We start from the raw sequence: 14,677 nt of genomic DNA on the forward strand, positions 1-14,677 counted from the left end.
ACCCCCTTACAGGCGCGGGCCGGGCTGCCCCGGCCCGCACACCGCTCAACGAAGGAGTTACCCCGTGGCCCTGTGGGACCGCATCCGGGAATCGGCATCGACGATGCAGACCCAGCTGACGGCGAAGAAGAACGACCTGAAGTCCGGCGCGTTCCGGGACGCGTCCATGGCGATGTGCGCGCTCGTGGCGGCCGCCGACGGCACCATCGACCCGGCCGAGCGCCGGCGCGTGGCGCAGCTGATCGCCACTAACGAGGTGCTGGGCAACTTCGACGCCGATGACCTGCGGCGCCGCTTCGAGGACAACCTGGCCAAGCTGACGGCCGACTTCGACTTCGGCAAGGTCAGCGTGCTGCAGGAGATCGCCAAGGCCAAGAAGAAGGCCGCCGAGGCCCGCGCCGTTGTCCAGATCGGCATCGTCATCGGCGGCGCCGACGGCGACTTCGACAAGTCCGAGCAGGCCGTGGTCCGCGAGGCGTGTTTCACCCTCGGCCTGCCGCCCCACGAATTCGACCTGTAGGGCAGGCACCCCTCCCGTCGGTGTGCACCGTGCGCGAGGACGGGGCGGGCGGGCATCAGAAGCAGCGGAGCGCTTCGAGGAAGGGACAGCACGGAGGTCTCCGGCATCATCACCGCCATCATCATCGGCGCCATCGTCGGAGTGCTCGGCCGGCCGCCCCTGCCCGGCCGCCAGCGCACCGGCATCCCGTGGACCATCGGTGTCGGAATCGTCGCCGCCCTGGCCGGCACCGCGATCGCCGCCGGCGTGGGCGTCTCCGACACCAAGGCATCGACTGGATCGAACTGGCCGTCCGGATCGCGTTCGCCGCAGCAGGCGTCGCCGCCGTCGAACGCCTCAAGGGCCGCCGCCGACCCACAAACGCGACCCGCCTCGGCCGCCCGGCATCCGGCCGGGCGGCCGAGGCGTCTTTGCTCCTGACTACAGCGGGGTGGCGGCCTTGAGCACGAAGAACAGCGTCACCGTCGCGTTCGCCGATGACAGCGCCGAAAGGGTGGTGCCCGCCGCGGCAGTCCACGCCGCCAGGCCCACCGCGGTGAACACCGACGGCCACCTGCGCACCGCCGGGGCCGGCTCCAGCAGCGCGCCCACCCGCCGGGGCACCGGTCCCGCCTGCGCGAAGTGGGCCGGCGTCACCGCGGGAGCGCCCTGGGAGACCAGGGCCGCCTTGCCGATCGCGCGGGCTGTCACCCAGCGGCTGCCGATCGTGCTGGCCGCTTCCTCGTCCGCCCAGCGCTCCGCCGTGAAGGTCACCGCGGTGCGCAGCGGCCGAAGGAACGGGTTGGCCCGGGCCGCCAACTGCACGGCAAGTAGAAAACGGTGGTGCCGGCCCGCGAGGTGGGCGCGCTCGTGTGCGAACAGGGCCCGCCTCTCAGCGCTTTCCAGGCACGAGAGCATCGACGTCGACACCACCACCCGGCCCGCCCTGCCCCGTCGGCCAGGAAGCGCGTAGGCGTACGGTCCGGCGTCCGGCAGCACGACCACAGACGTCGGCAGGCCGGCCACAGCTCTTTCCGCCCGGCGCCGCACCCGCAGATGCACCCACAGCGTGCGGCAGCACGCTGCCACCACGGCTCCCAGCGCCGGGATGGCCAGGAGGCCGGCAACCTCGTCGTACGGGACCGCCTCACGCACCTCCTCATCCGACCAGCCATCGGGCAGTGGATTGCCCGGCAGCTGTGCGGTCCCCACCACCATCAACAGCGCCAGGCACACCATGCTGCACACCGCCAGCACCCCGGCCACCACCGACAGCAGCACCGTGGCGGTCCGCGGATGCAGACGCTGCTCAGCGAGCCTCGCCACCGGCCACGCCGTCAACGGCAACACCAGCGGCAGAAAGACGAAAACCCCCATGACCGCGTCAGTCCTCCGGATCTCGGGCGCATTCCAGCAGCTCCCGCAGCAACCGCTCGTCCCCCGCAGGAAGCGACGTCACAAAACTCGCCAGCACCGCCTCCCGGTCCCTCTCCTGATCCAGCAGCCGTCGCATCCGCAACGCCGCCAGATCCGCCTCATCGGCGACCGGGGACCACACGAACGCCCGCCCGGACTTCTCCCGGACCACCGCTCCCTTGGCCAGCAGCCGCGTCAAGATCGTGATTACGGTCGTGTACGCCAGATCGCCACCCACCCGCTCCTGCACCCAAGCGGTGTCCACAGGGCCCTCAGCCGCACGCAGCGCACCGAGCACCTGCGCCTCCAGCTCACCCTGACCACGCCGAGCACGCCCTTGCCCTCCCACCCCGTCTCCCTCCGTCGGAACACCCCGAACAATTCGAAGGGGCCGTTCATCGTATCCAGCACCCACAGCTTCTCTACAGTCTTGTAGATTCACTGATCGCTCAGGTCGGCGATCGGGTCGAGGGCTGCGGGCCGGGCCGCGCGGCATCCGGTGGCGAGCACCACCGCGTCCGTTCGGATCGTCCTCACCGTGTCGGTGCCGGTGTGGCGGCAGTGCAATTCGACGGCCCCTGCCGTGTCGGCGGTGGCGGATCCGATCGCCGTGCCGGGGATGATCTCGACCGGTTCGGCGTCGACCGGCCGCCCGACGGTGGTCTCGTAGAGGTGGTTGTGGATCTCGGCGAGGGTCTCGGCGCTGGCTGCGAGGAGAGGAGGAGCGCCATGTGTGGTCCCGCGACGCGGGCCGGGCGTTGCGCGCTCTTCGGGCTCTTGCGCACGGCGCCGCGCACGGCCTCGGGAACGGGCGTTCACCGCGAGCCGTCGCGGTGAACGCTGCGCCCGGGCGGAACACGATCCTTCTGCCTGCAGGGCCCAGGACTCGTTCACCGGTCTGCGGATTGCGTGCGCGGCGCGCGGGGGCGTGGACCGCCTGGAGCCTGCCGAACCCGGTCACGGAGGCGGTGTCGCCGTTCAGGACGCGCCGGACCAGAGTGTCCAGCACCGCTTCCAGGGCTTCGTCGGCAGCCGGCCCCGTACCGGCAAAGCCGTTGATCGCCTCTCCGGTCGGGCCGTAGGTTCCGTCGCATGACGAATCTCCGGATCGGTGTGATGTACGACCGCGACTGGCTGCCCGAGGAGTTGCCCGCCTTCGCGCGGCGGGCCGAGGCGCTCGGCGCGGACGACCTGTGGGTGGTGGAGGACCTGCGCTGGAACGGCGGGGTGTCGGCGGCGGCCGTGGCGCTGGGCGCGAGTGAGCGGCTGCGGGTGGGCATCGGGATTGCCCCGGCGCCGTTGCGCAGCCCGGCCCTGCTGGCGATGGAACTGGCCACGCTGGCACGGGTATTCCCCGGCCGCCTGGTGGCCGGGATCGGTCATGGCGTACGGGAGTGGATGGAGCAGGCCGGGGTGGCGCCGCGCTCTCCGCTGGCCCTGCTGGAGGAGACGGTCACCGCGGTGCGGGCGCTGCTGCACGGGGAGCGGGTCACGGTGGAGGGGCGGGAGGTGCGGATCGACGGCATCGAGCTGGTGCATCCGCCCGCCGAGCCGCCGCCGCTGGTGGCGGGGGTGGTACGGCCGCGCTCGCTGGAGCTGTCCGGGCGGGTCGCGGACGGCACGCTGATCGCCGAGGGCCACGGGCCGCGGGACCTGGAGCACATCCGGGCGCTGCTGGCCAAGGGCGGCGCGGGGGACGACCACACGCTGAACGTGTTCGCGTTCGCCTGCGTCGGCGACGACCCCGAGGAGGTCGCGCGGACCCTGCACCCGCACACCGAGGGGCACGGCACCTGGCTGGGCCGCCCGCAGGAGGAGGTCTTCACCGTCTCCGGCGACGCCGCCGGGGCCGCGGCACGGATCGACGCGCTGCGGGAGTCGGGCGCCGACACCGTCGTCCTCCGGTTCGTCGGCGCCGAGCCGCTGCGGCAGCTGGAAGCGGTCCTGGAGACCGCCCGGCGCTGACCCGCCCTGCGCCGACACACAGGCCAACGGGCTCTCCTCGCTCCGCACCGGCTTCGCCGAGGACTGCCACGGGCCCGACCGGGCAGCACGACCGTCCGCACCACACCCCTGGGCATACGGGCCTCGCCGCTGATCACTGCGGCTCGGTGCCTCGTACCGCACCGCCCTGCAGGGCTCGGGCAGTTCCCCCTGCGGCACACTCCGCTGAGTGAGCGACCCCACCGGCCTCTGGGTGCCGGACAGCAGGTCGTCGCCCGGTGGCGCTACCTCACCGGGGTTGCTGTCACCGGCGGCGCCTCGCCTCTGGGGTGCTCGGCCGGCCCCGGTTCAGGCCAGTTGCCCGCCTGTGGTGCGGGGTTCTTCCAGAGCCTCATCCGAGGCGATTTCGGCGCGGAGCACGCTGTAGCGCACCACGTCGCGCCACTGCCCGTCCCGGAACACGGTGCTGCGCAGCACGCCCTCACGGGTGAAGCCGGACTTCTCCAGTGCGCGCTGCTCGGCGATGTTCTCCGTCTCGGTGTCCGCCTCGAGTCTGACCACAGGAGTGTGCGCGAACAGATAGCGCACCAGCAACCGCTGAGCCTGCGTGCCGACACCACGTCCCCGGCCGTCCGGCAGCAACTGGGCTCCGATGTTCCAGCAGTACGAACTCCGCGAGGTCATGACCTTCCGCCATGCCACGAAACCGTGCCGGTCGGTGCCAGTCGTCACCATCAGCTGGCCGCCGTCATCGTTCAGCAGGCCGTCCTGCGCCCAGCGGCGTCGCCAGCGCCCCGGATCCGACCAGCCCAGCCATTGGAACGGCCCGGTCGCCTCCGGATCTGTCAGGAACCGCTCAAGCACCGACAAGTCCTCCTCGACCACTGGACGCAGTATCACGGGACCGTCGCTCACCCCATCACCCCAGGTCTCGTTGAGTGCTTCAGTTGGCCACTCGTGCGCTCGGCATCGATTCGCCCTGGGCCAACTCCCCGCCCGTAGAGGAGCACGCGTCGCCGGCCGCCGCCAGGGTGAACCGGCTTGTCCGCGGGAGAGCGCCGAGTTCGGGACCGTTACCGCGCACGGACGGTGTAGGTCAGGTGCGTCACCTTCGGGGAGGGCTCCGTGCGGACCGCCTCCAGGGCCACGCGGCCCGCGTCCACGCCCTCGAACAGGCGGATTCCGGAGCCGAACAGCACCGGTGACAGTGCGATCGAGAACTCGTCGACCAGGCCCGCGTTCATGTACTCCAGGATCGTCGCGCCGCCGCCCGCGATGCGGACGTCGCGGTCGCCGGCGGCCTCGCGGGCCCGGTCGAGCGCGGCCCCGATGCCATCGTTGACGAAGTGGAAGGTGGTCCCGCCCGGCCGCTTCCAGGGGGCACGCTTCTCGTGCGTCACCACGAAGACCGAGGTGTGGAACGGCGCCTCTTCCGGCCACATCTTCTCGCCGGCGTCGAACATGCGCTTGCCCATCACACTCGCGCCGGTGCGCTCGAATGCCTCCCGCACGATGTCGTTGTCGCGCCCCTCCTCGCCGCCTTCGCCGAGCTTCAGGTTTTCCCGGAAGAACCGCTGCGGAAATACCCACCGCTGCAGTTCCATCCACTGCTGCCCCATCAGCTCCTCGGGAGAATCGGGCGCTATGAAACCGTCCAGCGACATCGACACGCTGAAGAACACCTTCCCGGCCATCAGCCGTCCTCAGCTCCCTTCTGAATGTTCTCGGTGACATAAGCAGCGAGGTTGCTCAGGGTCTGCCGGCCGGCCTCGATCGCGTGGTACTTCCCGACCGCCTCGTCACGCTGCTTCTTGGTGGGGAACACGGTGTGCATCTCGATCCGGGTCGCCGTGCTGTCGGCCTCGAACGTCAGGACCGACTCGAAGGCGTTCGGGTCGTCGCGGGTCTCACCGTGGAGCATCGCGATCCGTTCCGACGGGACGATCTCGGTCCAGGTGATCCACTCCTGGTAGTCCGTCCCGTCCGGTCCGTGCATCACGAAGTCCCACTCGCCGCCGACGCGAAACTCGAATGCCTGCGTGGTGGTGGTGAACCCTTCCGGCCCCCACCACCGCGACAGGTGCCGGACATCGGTGAACGCCTCGAACACCAGCTCCCGTGGGGCGTCGATGATCCGGGAGATGACAGTCTCCCGGTCGGCTGTCGCCGACCGCGTCGGCGTTCCTCGTTCTCTCGTGCTCATCGGCTACTCCGCTTTCCGTGTCTGCTTCAGGTCCTGCACGTAGGCGTCCAGTCGGTCGAAGCTCTCGTTCCAGAACTGCTCGAAACCGCCGGTCCACTCATGGACGGACCGCAGCCCGCCGGCGTCAAGGCCGTACAGGCGCTGCTTGCCCGCCTTGCGGTCGCGCACCAGCCCGACCTCCCGGAGCACCCGCAGGTGTTTGGACGCCCCCGGCTGGGTCGTCCCCAACCCCTGAGCCACCTCCGTCACCGAAAGCTCACCCGCCCGCAGCAGCACCAGGATTTCCCGGCGCTGAGGCTCGGCGATGGCGTTGAAGACGTCCGATGTCGTCGCTGCTCGTGACATGGACAAAATCATATTCCCATATCGGCATGCGTCAAGCGCTCGGGGCTGAGATGCCAGCGGTCTGGACGCATGTGCCCGAACCCGACCGGGGCTTCACGACGTACGCCGACCTCGTCCTGGACCTCACCCTCGCCTTCCACCACACCGCCCAAGACGACCGGGACCAAGCGGCCACGGCCCTCGCCCGACTCCGCGAAACCACCCGTGACGGCGACTACGCCCACCACCGCGACCTCGCCCACTTCATGGCCGGCCCGCCCCCCGAAAACCTCTCCCCAGCGCACTGGACCGACGGCGTCCAGCACGTACGGCATCGACGGCGCCCCTCAGACCTCACCCGCACACGCACCTGCAAGGCCAGTTCTGATGACCACCGGAAGCGGGGCTCCCCCTGTGCGCGTGGACGGCACCTGAGCACTGGCCCGGGGAGGACGCGCCACCAGGTACTGCCCCCGCGCGCGGACGGCACCCTGGGGCCCGCCTTCCACCTTCTTGTATGCTGCACCGTTCCGGCGGCCAGCCGACCCCCGGGCATAAACCGTCAGAGGCCCTCTTTGCCCGTGTCCCGTCGCCTTGCCGAGCCCGCTGACCCGGCCGGGGAGGGCCGTCAGCCGGCATACCCGACACCCCACGCCTGCGGCGGCGCTCGCTGCGGCCGGAGGCGTCCCCCTTCGGAGCGCCGGCCCGCCGCAGAGGATGCCCCAGGGAAGTAGTCGGCGTAAGCCGCGGCCCAGGTGATCGATTCCAAGGGATTGGCGATCGTAGGCGAACTGCGTTCAGCGGGTGTGACGTTTGCGGCCCGCCGTCTGCGTGGGCGCGCACCAACGTGACGTCGGTTTCCTGCCAGCAACCGCCCATCCGTCGATCCAGCATGGGCACATGACCAAATACACCGTGCTCCCCGTTGACCCAGCTGTCATGAAGGAACTGCGGGTTGTCGACGATGCGGGCCGTCCCTGCGCCCCGTACACCGCGACCGGCGACGACGTGGGCTCCCCGCTGCGCTGCTGCCTGCGCCCCATCACGCTCGGTGAGCGGATCGCCCTCGTCTCGTACGCTCCATTGCGTCGCTGGGCCGCCGCGAAGGGTGCAGATCCGGGTGCGTACGACGAACAGGGCCCCGTCTTCATCCACGCCGATGACTGCGGCGGGTTCATCCCCGGCGAGGACTACCCCTTTGCCCGGCCGGGCGCCCTGCGTACCGTGCGCCGCTATGACGCCCGGGGCCACATCGCAGGTGGCCGCCTTCTGGAGATCCCCACCGACGCCACGACTGGCTTCGATGCAGCCTTCGACGATGCGTTCAACGATCCGGAGGTGGTGCTCGTACACGTCAGGGCACTGGAATACGGATGCTTCCACTTCGAGCTGCGACGGCCCTCCGCCGAGGAGCGGTCCGGCAGCAGCCAGCAGAAGAACGCCGCCCGGTAGTCGTAGCTCTTCCCGAACTCCATGCCCCGGTCCTGACCTCCATCGCCTTGTCCGCCTACTTGACCTACCCGTACGAGATCGCGGTTCCGTAGGCCACCAGGTAGAAGGAGCCAGGATCCCTCCCTTTCTGGAAGGTTGTCAGACGTGCGCCGACGACCTCGTCGGCCCCGACCTCGTTCGCGTTCACGCTCAGAGAAGAGAACGCTTCGCCGGGGAAAACCTGCTCGTCGCCCCAAACGACCCAGCTGGAAGTTACGGGGCGGTCTGTCCGCAGGGGGGTGTCGACGGTGAGGACCGGGACCGGAAAAGGAAGTCTTCTCGCCATGACCACGACATGGTGCCAGGGTCCGAACCGTTCAACAACAGGCGACACCCACCGCCTGGCCACCCGACTCGCCGACTGGGCGCGCGTCGTGCAGGCCGGTGCCGGCCGGGAACGGAAGACCCTGCATGGCTGACCGCCTGTACCTATGGCACTCGACGGACAAGTCGAGCATCTTCGCCACCGGGACGGTGAGGCCCAGGTGCCACCAGTCGCTGCCCCGCTCCCCCTTCATCCGGGCCTCGACGCGCGCGTGCAGGCCGATGGCCTCGGTGGAGTCACTCAGGGACCGTGCCCTCGACGCCGGGCCCGAGGACGTCGGTGGGCGGGATCCGGTCGAGACTGACGGCGACGTCCCGGGCGAGCGAATCGGCGGCGAACCGGTCGCGCACCTCGGCCGCGCCGGGCGAGAGGTTGTCACGGTCGCCGGCGGACATGGTTGCCCTGATGCCCTCGTGGGAGCGTTGGCGGGCCTCGACCCAGTCCTCGGCGACCGCGCGCGACCACTGGTCGCGGCCGCCGACGGCGGTCTGCGGCTGGGGGACTTCACTGTTGCCGCGCGAGATGCAGGCGCGCAGCGTCGAGGCGGTGTTGCCGCCGAGCTCCGCCATCTTCGGCCCCCCAGCAACTGGGCTCCGGTCAGCTCGATGCTGGAGACGTCGACCACGCACCGCTCCAGGGGCGGCGGCCCCGTCGGGCTGCGCCTCGTCCCGCTCCTGGCGGCGCTCGGCCCCCAGGGCCAGGTGGTCGAGCCAGTTGTCCGGTGCCGGGGCCTCGGGGTCAAAGGCGGTGACCTTGCCGACGTACGCGCGGGAGGCATCGGCGCGGCCGCCGAGCATGTCGGCGGCGGTGACGGTGGCAGCCGCGCGAGCCCGGTGCCGTTCGTGCCGCTGCGCGACCGGGTCCCAGATCTGGGCCGGCCGGTACCAGGCGGTGCCGTCCCGCCAGTAGCCGCCCGCCCGGAACAGCAGTTCGGCATCCCCCACTGGCTGTGCAGGGGGAGATGTCGTTGTCGTGCATCAGCAGCACGGTGCGCCCGTGCTCGGGATGGAAACGCGCCGACCAGCCCAGGTCGTGGTTGAGGGGATCGGGAGCGGCCGCCGCCCAGCGCTCGCGCAGGGAAGCGCCGGCGGCCGGGAGCTCCCAGGCCCGCGCGGTGACCAGCACGCCGATCGCCGCGCCCGGGCCCGTCGGCTCACGTCCGTCGCGCCGCACCACCAGTTCGACGGATTCGCCGGGGAAATGCCACCGCCCGGGTGCTGCGGTGGCATTCGACATGCGGCCCACCAGGACGCGTCCGTCGGCGGTGGGCTGGATGCGCCGTGACCGCTCATGGGCCGAGGGCGGGCGAAGGACGAGCGGAGGGCGGGCGGAGGGTGTGCGGCGCGGTTCCCGCCGGAGCCGGGTCGGGGCTGGAGCCGCACCGCGGGCCGGGGCACGGCTCGCGGCGGGCCGTCGGGGCCGTCGCGTTCTCGGGCGGCGGAGGGCCGCACGCGCCGCTTGACTCTTTCTTGACCACGCACCGGGAGGCCCATGGGGCTCCCGTGACCGTCCCGTATTCGCGGGCCGGGAGTGAGAGCTGAATCACTGCCTGGGTGGTGATGTCCGGAGTAAGGGGAGCGTAACTTAGGTGAGCCTCAGTAGACCTGTGGGCCTCGTAGACCTTTCACCCCGCGTGGAGTCCCGTTATGCGTCCCGTACGTCTCTCCCTCCTGGCCGTGGCCGCCGCCGCGACCGTCCTCGCCGCGACCGGCTGCACTCAGAAGAGCAAGGGCGCCGAAGGCGGCGGGGAAGGCGACGGCGTGATCCGGGTCGTCGCCAAGGACGACTCGTGCGAGGTGTCGAAGAAGGAGTTCCCCGCCGGGAAGGTCGAGCTGGCCGTGGAGAACAAGGGCTCCAAGGTCACCGAGGTCTACGTCCTGTTCCCCGACGACCGCATCGTCACCGAACGCGAGAACATCGGCCCGGGCACCAAGGCCGACCTCACCGCCGAGATCAAGGCCGGTGCGTACGAGATCGCCTGCAAGCCGGGCATGAAGGGCGACGGAATCCGGCAGAAGGTCACCGCCAGCGGCGGCGATGGCGCCACGGCCGCCCGGCGCAGCCCCGAGAAGGACACCGCTGTCGCCGCGTACCGCACCTATGTGCGTGAGCAGGCCGAGCAGACCCTCCCCAAGGCGCGGGTGTTCGCGGACGCGGTGAAGGCGGGCGACCTGGAGGCCGCGAAGAAGGCGTACGCGCCCTCGCGCATCGGCTGGGAGCGCACCGAGCCGGTCGCGGAGTCGTTCGGCGACATCGACCCGATGGTCGACCTGCGCGAGGACGGCGTCGAGGAGTCGGGCAAGCCGTGGACGGGCTGGCACCGCCTGGAGAAAGCGCTGTGGCAGGACAAGAAGATCGGCGACGAGGAGAAGCAGCTCGCCGACACCCTGATGAGGGACCTGGACACCTGGGTGAAGAAGGTCGGCACCGCCGAGATCACCCCCTCCTCCATGGCCAACGGTGCCAAGGAACTCCTGGACGAGGTCGCCACCGGCAAGGTGACGGGCGAGGAGGAGCGGTACAGCCACACCGACCTGGTGGACTTCAAGGCGAACGTAGAGGGCGCGCAGAAGGCGTACACGCTGCTGCGGCCGATCTCCGCCAAGGGCGACCCGAAGCTGACGGACACCCTGGACAAGCAGTTCGCCGCGCTGAACAAGCTGCTCGACAAGCACCGCCCGGACGCCTCCTCGTACGAGTTCACCTCGTACGACAAGGTCGGGAAGGCGGACCGCAAGGAGCTGTCCGACGGCGTGAACGCGCTCGCGGAGCCGCTGTCGAAGCTCGCCGCAGCGGTCACCAAGTAACCCCGGAGAAGAGGGCGGCCCCGTGTCTGACGAAGTGAACTCCCCCTCTCCGTCCCGGCGTTCGGTACTGGGTTGGGGCGGGGCCGGGCTCGCGCTCGGTGCCGCGGCGGCGGGCGGGGCAGCCGTGGTGCTCGGCCGTGACGAGGACCCGGAGCCCGCCGCGTCCGGCGGCGCGGCCGTGCCCTTCCACGGCCCGCACCAAGCGGGCATCGCGACCGCCGTCCCCGACCGGCTGCACTTCGCCGCGTTCGACGTGACCACCGGGGACCGGGCGGAGCTCGTCCAGTTGCTGAAGGACTGGACGGCGGCGGCGGCCCGGCTGACGGCGGGCCGCGCGGTCGGCGAGGGGGCGTACGGCGGTCTGCCGGAGGCCCCGCCGGACGACACGGGCGAGGCCCTGGGCCTCAAGCCGTCCCGGCTCACGCTGACGGTCGGCTTCGGGCCCTCCCTCTTCGACGGCCGCTTCGGGCTGAAGGACCGGCGCCCGGCAGCCCTGGTCGACCTGCCCACATTCCCCGGCGACAACCTCGATCCCGCGCGCAGCGGCGGCGACCTGTGCGTGCAGGCCTGCTCCGACGACCCCCAGGTCGCGGTGCACGCCATCCGCAACCTCGCCAGGATCGGCTTCGGGAAGGTCGCCGTGCGCTGGTCCCAGCTCGGCTTCGGCAAGACGTCCTCGACGACGCCGGACACGCAGACCCCCCGCAACCTCTTCGGCTTCAAGGACGGCACCCGCAACGTCGCGGGCACCGACGCCGCCTCGCTCGACCAGCACGTGTGGGCGTCGGCCAAGGACGGGTGCACATGGATGGCGGGCGGCTCCTACCTGGTCGCGCGCCGCATCCGGATGAACATCGAGACCTGGGACCGCACCTCCCTTCAGGAGCAGGAGGACGTATTCGGCCGCGACAAGGGGGAGGGGGCCGCGGTCGGCAGGTCCACGGAGCACGAGGAGCCGCTGCTGAAGGCGATGCTGCCGACCTCGCACGTGCGCCTCGCCCACCCGGACTCCCACTCCGGAGCCCGGATGCTGCGCCGGGGTTACTCCTTCACCGACGGCACGGACGGGCTCGGCCGCCTGGACGCGGGGCTGTTCTTCCTCGCCTACCAGCGCGACGCGCGGGACGCCTTCATTCCCGTACAGCGCACTCTGGCGCGCTCCGACGCGCTCAACGAATACATCCAGCACGTGGGTTCGGCGCACTTCGCCGTCCCGCCGGGCGTCCGGGACGCGGACGACTGGTGGGGCCGGGCGCTGTTCACGCAGCCCCGAGAATCCTGAGAGGACGGGAACCGACGTGTTCGCGAACTATCTGACCGGCCTGCGCGAGGGGCTCGAAGCCAGTCTCGTCGTCTGCATCCTGGTCGCCTATCTGGTGAAGACCGGCCGCAGGGATGCCCTGAAGCCGGTGTGGACCGGCATCGGCATCGCGGTGCTGCTCGCGCTGGGCTTCGGCGCGGCCCTCACCTACGGGTCGCAGGAGCTGACCTTCGAGGCGCAGGAGGCGCTCGGCGGTTCGCTGTCGATCGTCGCGGTGGGCCTGGTGTCGTGGATGGTGTTCTGGATGCGGCGCACCGCCCGGCACCTGAAGGCGGAGCTGACCGGCAGACTGGACGCCGCCCTGCGCATGGGCACGGGCGCCCTGGTGGCGACCGCGTTCCTGGCGGTGGGCCGGGAGGGGCTGGAGACCGCGCTGTTCGTGTGGTCGTCGGTGCGGGCGCTGAGCGACGGCACCCACGGCCCGGTGATCGGCGTGGCCCTCGGGCTGGCGACGGCGGTGGCGCTGGGCTGGCTGTTCTACAAGGGCGCGGTACGGATCGACCTGGCGAAGTTCTTCACCTGGACCGGCGCGATGCTGCTGGTCGTCGCGGCGGGCGTGCTGGCGTACGGAGTGCACGACCTCCAGGAGGCCCGCTTCCTCGGCGGCCTGTCCGACAAGGCCTTCGACGTCAGCGAGCAGGTCCCGCCGGACAGCTGGTACGGCACCCTGCTGAAGGGCGTCTTCAACTTCCAGCCGGACCCGACGGTCCTCCAGGTCGCGGTGTGGGCGCTGTACCTGGTCCCGATGCTCGTGCTGTTCTTCGCCCCGGCAGGGTTCCGGTCGTCGGTGACGGCAGCGACGACGGGGACGCAGAGGGCAACGGACGACCAGGCGCACGCACGGACGTCGGCGGCTGCCGGCCGCTCTGGCGGCGGTGACCGCGCTGACGGGCGCAGGCGTCGGTGAGGCGTCCCCCGGAGTGTGGACACAGGGGTTCGCGGCGAGCGTGATTCCACGTTCTTGTCGGTGCTGCTGTTCGAGCTCAGCGGGCGAGAGGTGGCCGAGGGCGCTGTGCCGCCTGCGGGCGGTGCGACAGGTCAGCCACTGGAAGATCTCCAGCCTCGCCTGACACCGTCGAGAACAGCCTCTCGTACATCGGCCACAGGGGTCACGCCAGGCTGCGCCTCACCAGATCCCGGCACGCGCGCGCCCGGCCCGGTCTAGCGTCCCAGACGGTCCGTGCCGACATGGGTGTGCGGGTCAGGCCCGGTGTCCAGAGCGCTCCGGGAGCGGCACCACCGGGCCGCTCCCGACCGAACCGACGGGTCGCAGCGTGGGAGGTGCCGGAAGTGGGCAGTTCATCCTTGGCCCCCGAACGAGGGCTTCGTCCGGGGAGTGAGACGGGGGTGGGGTCGAGGTGGCCGTGGTCGATATGTGGGTCGGCGTGGCAACCGGGATCTGTGTGGCGGTGTTGTCAGCGGTCGTGATGGTGAGCTTCTGGTCGGCCGAGGAACGCGAGTGGCGTGCGCTGGCCGCAAGCGCGGGTCCGGGCCGGCCGTTGACACAACGGTTGTCTTTGTACGAGCTCGCCTATATGGAAAATCGTTTCGGCCCCGGCAATGTCCTGGGCGTGGCCTTGGTGCGGATGCATGCCGAGCAGCGCCTGACATTCCTGGGCAGGAGTTACGACGGGTACAGGTTCCGGGTAGACGACCCGGAACCGCGTGACGAGGTGGAAGTCGTACTGCTCGACCTGCTGGGCAAGGGGCGCGGATGGCTCTCCACCTCCTTCGGCCCCTATGACCTCTCCGTCCCGCCATGGCGGGCACTGCACGAGCGCCTGATCGCAGACGGCCTGCTGCGTGAACGGGGTCTTCCCGAGGGCATCTCCGCCGACTCGCCGCATGCATCCGCCTGGAGGAACGCACGCGCAAGGGCCTACCGCCGGAGGCGCCGCCTGCTGGCCGGGGCCCTGACTGCGGGAGCCGTGGCGGCCCTCTTGTCCGAGCTCTGGCTGCTGCTCGTGCTCTACATCGCCCTTCTGTCGGCCCTGCCTGCGTTCAACAGGCCCGTCGTCCGCCCCCCGGCTGTGACGGTCACCGAGGCGGGCAGGACCGCAGCGCGCACCGCCCGCGCAGCAGCAACCGCTTCGGAGGAAGCCCAGGCGCTCGTGACCGTTGCGCTGGGTGGCCTGAGCGCGCTGCCCCACTGGCACCCGTTCGCCAGGCCTCCGCAGCATCCACCGCCCCCTGTCTCGCCCCGCACTGCCGACCGGGACGAAGAGCCCCAGCGCATCATCAGCCTCGATCCACCAGGACTCGGAGGGCTGTGAACCCGGGACGAGGTCGCCGAACCGATCCAGCCGGTCGACCAGGGTGTCGAGCCCTGTGGTGAGTACTTACGAGG

18 protein-coding genes and 2 pseudogenes are annotated in these 14,677 nt (G+C 70.8%); 9 read left to right on the top strand and 11 right to left on the bottom strand.

The features are described from left to right. The first annotated feature begins 64 nt into the window (after positions 1 to 64). Entirely contained in the window at positions 65 to 520 is a 456-nt protein-coding gene (locus ACZ56L_RS10715) for a tellurite resistance TerB family protein (RefSeq protein WP_345220015.1), read from the top strand. Between the two features lie 54 nt (positions 521 to 574). Continuing rightward, a pseudogene (locus tag ACZ56L_RS10720) lies at positions 575 to 870 on the top strand (hypothetical protein); the annotation flags it as partial. Positions 871 to 940: 70 nt separating this feature from the next. On the opposite strand, the gene ACZ56L_RS10725 reads toward ACZ56L_RS10720, so the two are convergent. The 4 genes and pseudogenes from ACZ56L_RS10725 to ACZ56L_RS10740 form a co-directional block, all read right to left on the bottom strand. Further along, on the bottom strand, positions 941 to 1,876 hold the full coding sequence (locus tag ACZ56L_RS10725) for a M56 family metallopeptidase (RefSeq protein WP_401762961.1): 936 nt from the start codon (positions 1,874 to 1,876) through the stop codon (positions 941 to 943). Positions 1,877 to 1,883: 7 nt separating this feature from the next. Continuing rightward, complete coding sequence (locus tag ACZ56L_RS10730) at positions 1,884 to 2,264, bottom strand: BlaI/MecI/CopY family transcriptional regulator (protein ID WP_345220017.1); 381 nt, start codon at positions 2,262 to 2,264, stop codon at positions 1,884 to 1,886. 89 nt (positions 2,265 to 2,353) lie between these two features. Next, the gene (locus ACZ56L_RS10735; protein WP_468685600.1) at positions 2,354 to 2,809 is read right to left on the bottom strand and encodes a SidA/IucD/PvdA family monooxygenase; all 456 of its coding nucleotides are present in this window, start codon (positions 2,807 to 2,809) and stop codon (positions 2,354 to 2,356) included. Then, positions 2,808 to 2,924, bottom strand: a pseudogene (locus ACZ56L_RS10740) (HU family DNA-binding protein); the annotation flags it as partial. The pseudogene ACZ56L_RS10740 and the gene ACZ56L_RS10735, both read right to left, overlap by 2 nt. An 83-nt stretch (positions 2,925 to 3,007) precedes the next feature. On the opposite strand from ACZ56L_RS10740, the gene ACZ56L_RS10745 reads away from it, so the two are divergent. Next, the gene (locus tag ACZ56L_RS10745) at positions 3,008 to 3,880 is read left to right on the top strand and encodes an LLM class flavin-dependent oxidoreductase (protein ID WP_471063181.1); all 873 of its coding nucleotides are present in this window, start codon (positions 3,008 to 3,010) and stop codon (positions 3,878 to 3,880) included. Positions 3,881 to 4,207: 327 nt separating this feature from the next. Here ACZ56L_RS10745 and ACZ56L_RS10750 read toward each other — a convergent pair whose 3' ends face one another. From ACZ56L_RS10750 to ACZ56L_RS10770, 5 genes are all read right to left on the bottom strand, one after another. Continuing rightward, complete coding sequence (locus ACZ56L_RS10750) at positions 4,208 to 4,774, bottom strand: GNAT family N-acetyltransferase (RefSeq protein WP_471063182.1); 567 nt, start codon at positions 4,772 to 4,774, stop codon at positions 4,208 to 4,210. Between the two features lie 158 nt (positions 4,775 to 4,932). Next, positions 4,933 to 5,553: a dihydrofolate reductase family protein gene (locus ACZ56L_RS10755; RefSeq protein ID WP_471063184.1), complete on the bottom strand. Its 621-nt coding sequence runs from the start codon at positions 5,551 to 5,553 to the stop codon at positions 4,933 to 4,935. After that, the gene (locus tag ACZ56L_RS10760; RefSeq protein WP_471063186.1) at positions 5,553 to 6,062 is read right to left on the bottom strand and encodes an SRPBCC family protein; all 510 of its coding nucleotides are present in this window, start codon (positions 6,060 to 6,062) and stop codon (positions 5,553 to 5,555) included. The genes ACZ56L_RS10755 and ACZ56L_RS10760 overlap by 1 nt, the downstream gene beginning before the upstream one ends. Before the next feature lie 3 nt (positions 6,063 to 6,065). Continuing rightward, a complete protein-coding gene (locus ACZ56L_RS10765) occupies positions 6,066 to 6,407 on the bottom strand; it encodes an ArsR/SmtB family transcription factor (protein WP_471063188.1) in 342 nt (113 codons plus the stop codon). Between the two features lie 8 nt (positions 6,408 to 6,415). Next, on the bottom strand, positions 6,416 to 6,721 hold the full coding sequence (locus tag ACZ56L_RS10770) for a hypothetical protein (protein ID WP_471063190.1): 306 nt from the start codon (positions 6,719 to 6,721) through the stop codon (positions 6,416 to 6,418). 565 nt (positions 6,722 to 7,286) lie between these two features. Between ACZ56L_RS10770 and ACZ56L_RS10775 the strand changes: the two genes are divergently transcribed. After that, on the top strand, positions 7,287 to 7,838 hold the full coding sequence (locus ACZ56L_RS10775) for a DUF1203 domain-containing protein (RefSeq protein ID WP_401764072.1): 552 nt from the start codon (positions 7,287 to 7,289) through the stop codon (positions 7,836 to 7,838). Between the two features lie 64 nt (positions 7,839 to 7,902). On the opposite strand, the gene ACZ56L_RS10780 is transcribed toward ACZ56L_RS10775, so the two are convergent. Beyond that, on the bottom strand, positions 7,903 to 8,025 hold the full coding sequence (locus ACZ56L_RS10780; RefSeq protein WP_401764069.1) for a hypothetical protein: 123 nt from the start codon (positions 8,023 to 8,025) through the stop codon (positions 7,903 to 7,905). Between the two features lie 136 nt (positions 8,026 to 8,161). Between ACZ56L_RS10780 and ACZ56L_RS10785 the strand changes: the two genes are divergently transcribed. Next, positions 8,162 to 8,296: a hypothetical protein gene (locus ACZ56L_RS10785; protein WP_401764066.1), complete on the top strand. Its 135-nt coding sequence runs from the start codon at positions 8,162 to 8,164 to the stop codon at positions 8,294 to 8,296. A gap of 142 nt (positions 8,297 to 8,438) precedes the next feature. Here ACZ56L_RS10785 and ACZ56L_RS10790 read toward each other — a convergent pair whose 3' ends face one another. Beyond that, entirely contained in the window at positions 8,439 to 9,146 is a 708-nt protein-coding gene (locus ACZ56L_RS10790; protein WP_471063193.1) for a hypothetical protein, read from the bottom strand. A gap of 702 nt (positions 9,147 to 9,848) precedes the next feature. On the opposite strand from ACZ56L_RS10790, the gene efeO reads away from it, so the two are divergent. From efeO to ACZ56L_RS10810, 4 genes are all read left to right on the top strand, one after another. After that, complete coding sequence (efeO, locus tag ACZ56L_RS10795) at positions 9,849 to 11,009, top strand: iron uptake system protein EfeO (protein WP_345220027.1); 1,161 nt, start codon at positions 9,849 to 9,851, stop codon at positions 11,007 to 11,009. Between the two features lie 22 nt (positions 11,010 to 11,031). After that, positions 11,032 to 12,291 (top strand): iron uptake transporter deferrochelatase/peroxidase subunit, encoded by a 1,260-nt coding sequence (gene efeB / locus ACZ56L_RS10800; RefSeq protein WP_468685613.1) that lies wholly within the window; start codon positions 11,032 to 11,034, stop codon positions 12,289 to 12,291. Between the two features lie 16 nt (positions 12,292 to 12,307). Continuing rightward, positions 12,308 to 13,237, top strand: coding sequence for an iron uptake transporter permease EfeU (gene efeU, locus ACZ56L_RS10805; RefSeq protein ID WP_471063196.1), 930 nt, complete (start codon positions 12,308 to 12,310; stop codon positions 13,235 to 13,237). Between the two features lie 451 nt (positions 13,238 to 13,688). Then, on the top strand, positions 13,689 to 14,603 hold the full coding sequence (locus tag ACZ56L_RS10810) for a hypothetical protein (RefSeq protein ID WP_471063198.1): 915 nt from the start codon (positions 13,689 to 13,691) through the stop codon (positions 14,601 to 14,603). Positions 14,604 to 14,677: the final 74 nt, after the last annotated feature.

The sequence above is a fragment of the Streptomyces sp. NPDC039736 genome, from assembly GCF_055596485.1.

What these genes read in the sequence shown, in the direction of transcription:
- efeO (WP_345220027.1), top strand. Translation starts at nt 9,849, where the DNA reads ATGCGTCCCGTACGTCTCTCCCTCCTGGCCGTGGCCGCCGCCGCGACC.
- ACZ56L_RS10755 (WP_471063184.1), bottom strand. Translation starts at nt 5,553, where the DNA reads ATGGCCGGGAAGGTGTTCTTCAGCGTGTCGATGTCGCTGGACGGTTTC.
- ACZ56L_RS10765 (WP_471063188.1), bottom strand. Translation starts at nt 6,407, where the DNA reads ATGTCACGAGCAGCGACGACATCGGACGTCTTCAACGCCATCGCCGAG.
- ACZ56L_RS10770 (WP_471063190.1), bottom strand. Translation starts at nt 6,721, where the DNA reads ATGCCGTACGTGCTGGACGCCGTCGGTCCAGTGCGCTGGGGAGAGGTT.
- ACZ56L_RS10760 (WP_471063186.1), bottom strand. Translation starts at nt 6,062, where the DNA reads ATGAGCACGAGAGAACGAGGAACGCCGACGCGGTCGGCGACAGCCGAC.
- ACZ56L_RS10785 (WP_401764066.1), top strand. Translation starts at nt 8,162, where the DNA reads ATGACCACGACATGGTGCCAGGGTCCGAACCGTTCAACAACAGGCGAC.
- ACZ56L_RS10745 (WP_471063181.1), top strand. Translation starts at nt 3,008, where the DNA reads ATGACGAATCTCCGGATCGGTGTGATGTACGACCGCGACTGGCTGCCC.
- ACZ56L_RS10775 (WP_401764072.1), top strand. Translation starts at nt 7,287, where the DNA reads ATGACCAAATACACCGTGCTCCCCGTTGACCCAGCTGTCATGAAGGAA.
- ACZ56L_RS10725 (WP_401762961.1), bottom strand. Translation starts at nt 1,876, where the DNA reads ATGGGGGTTTTCGTCTTTCTGCCGCTGGTGTTGCCGTTGACGGCGTGG.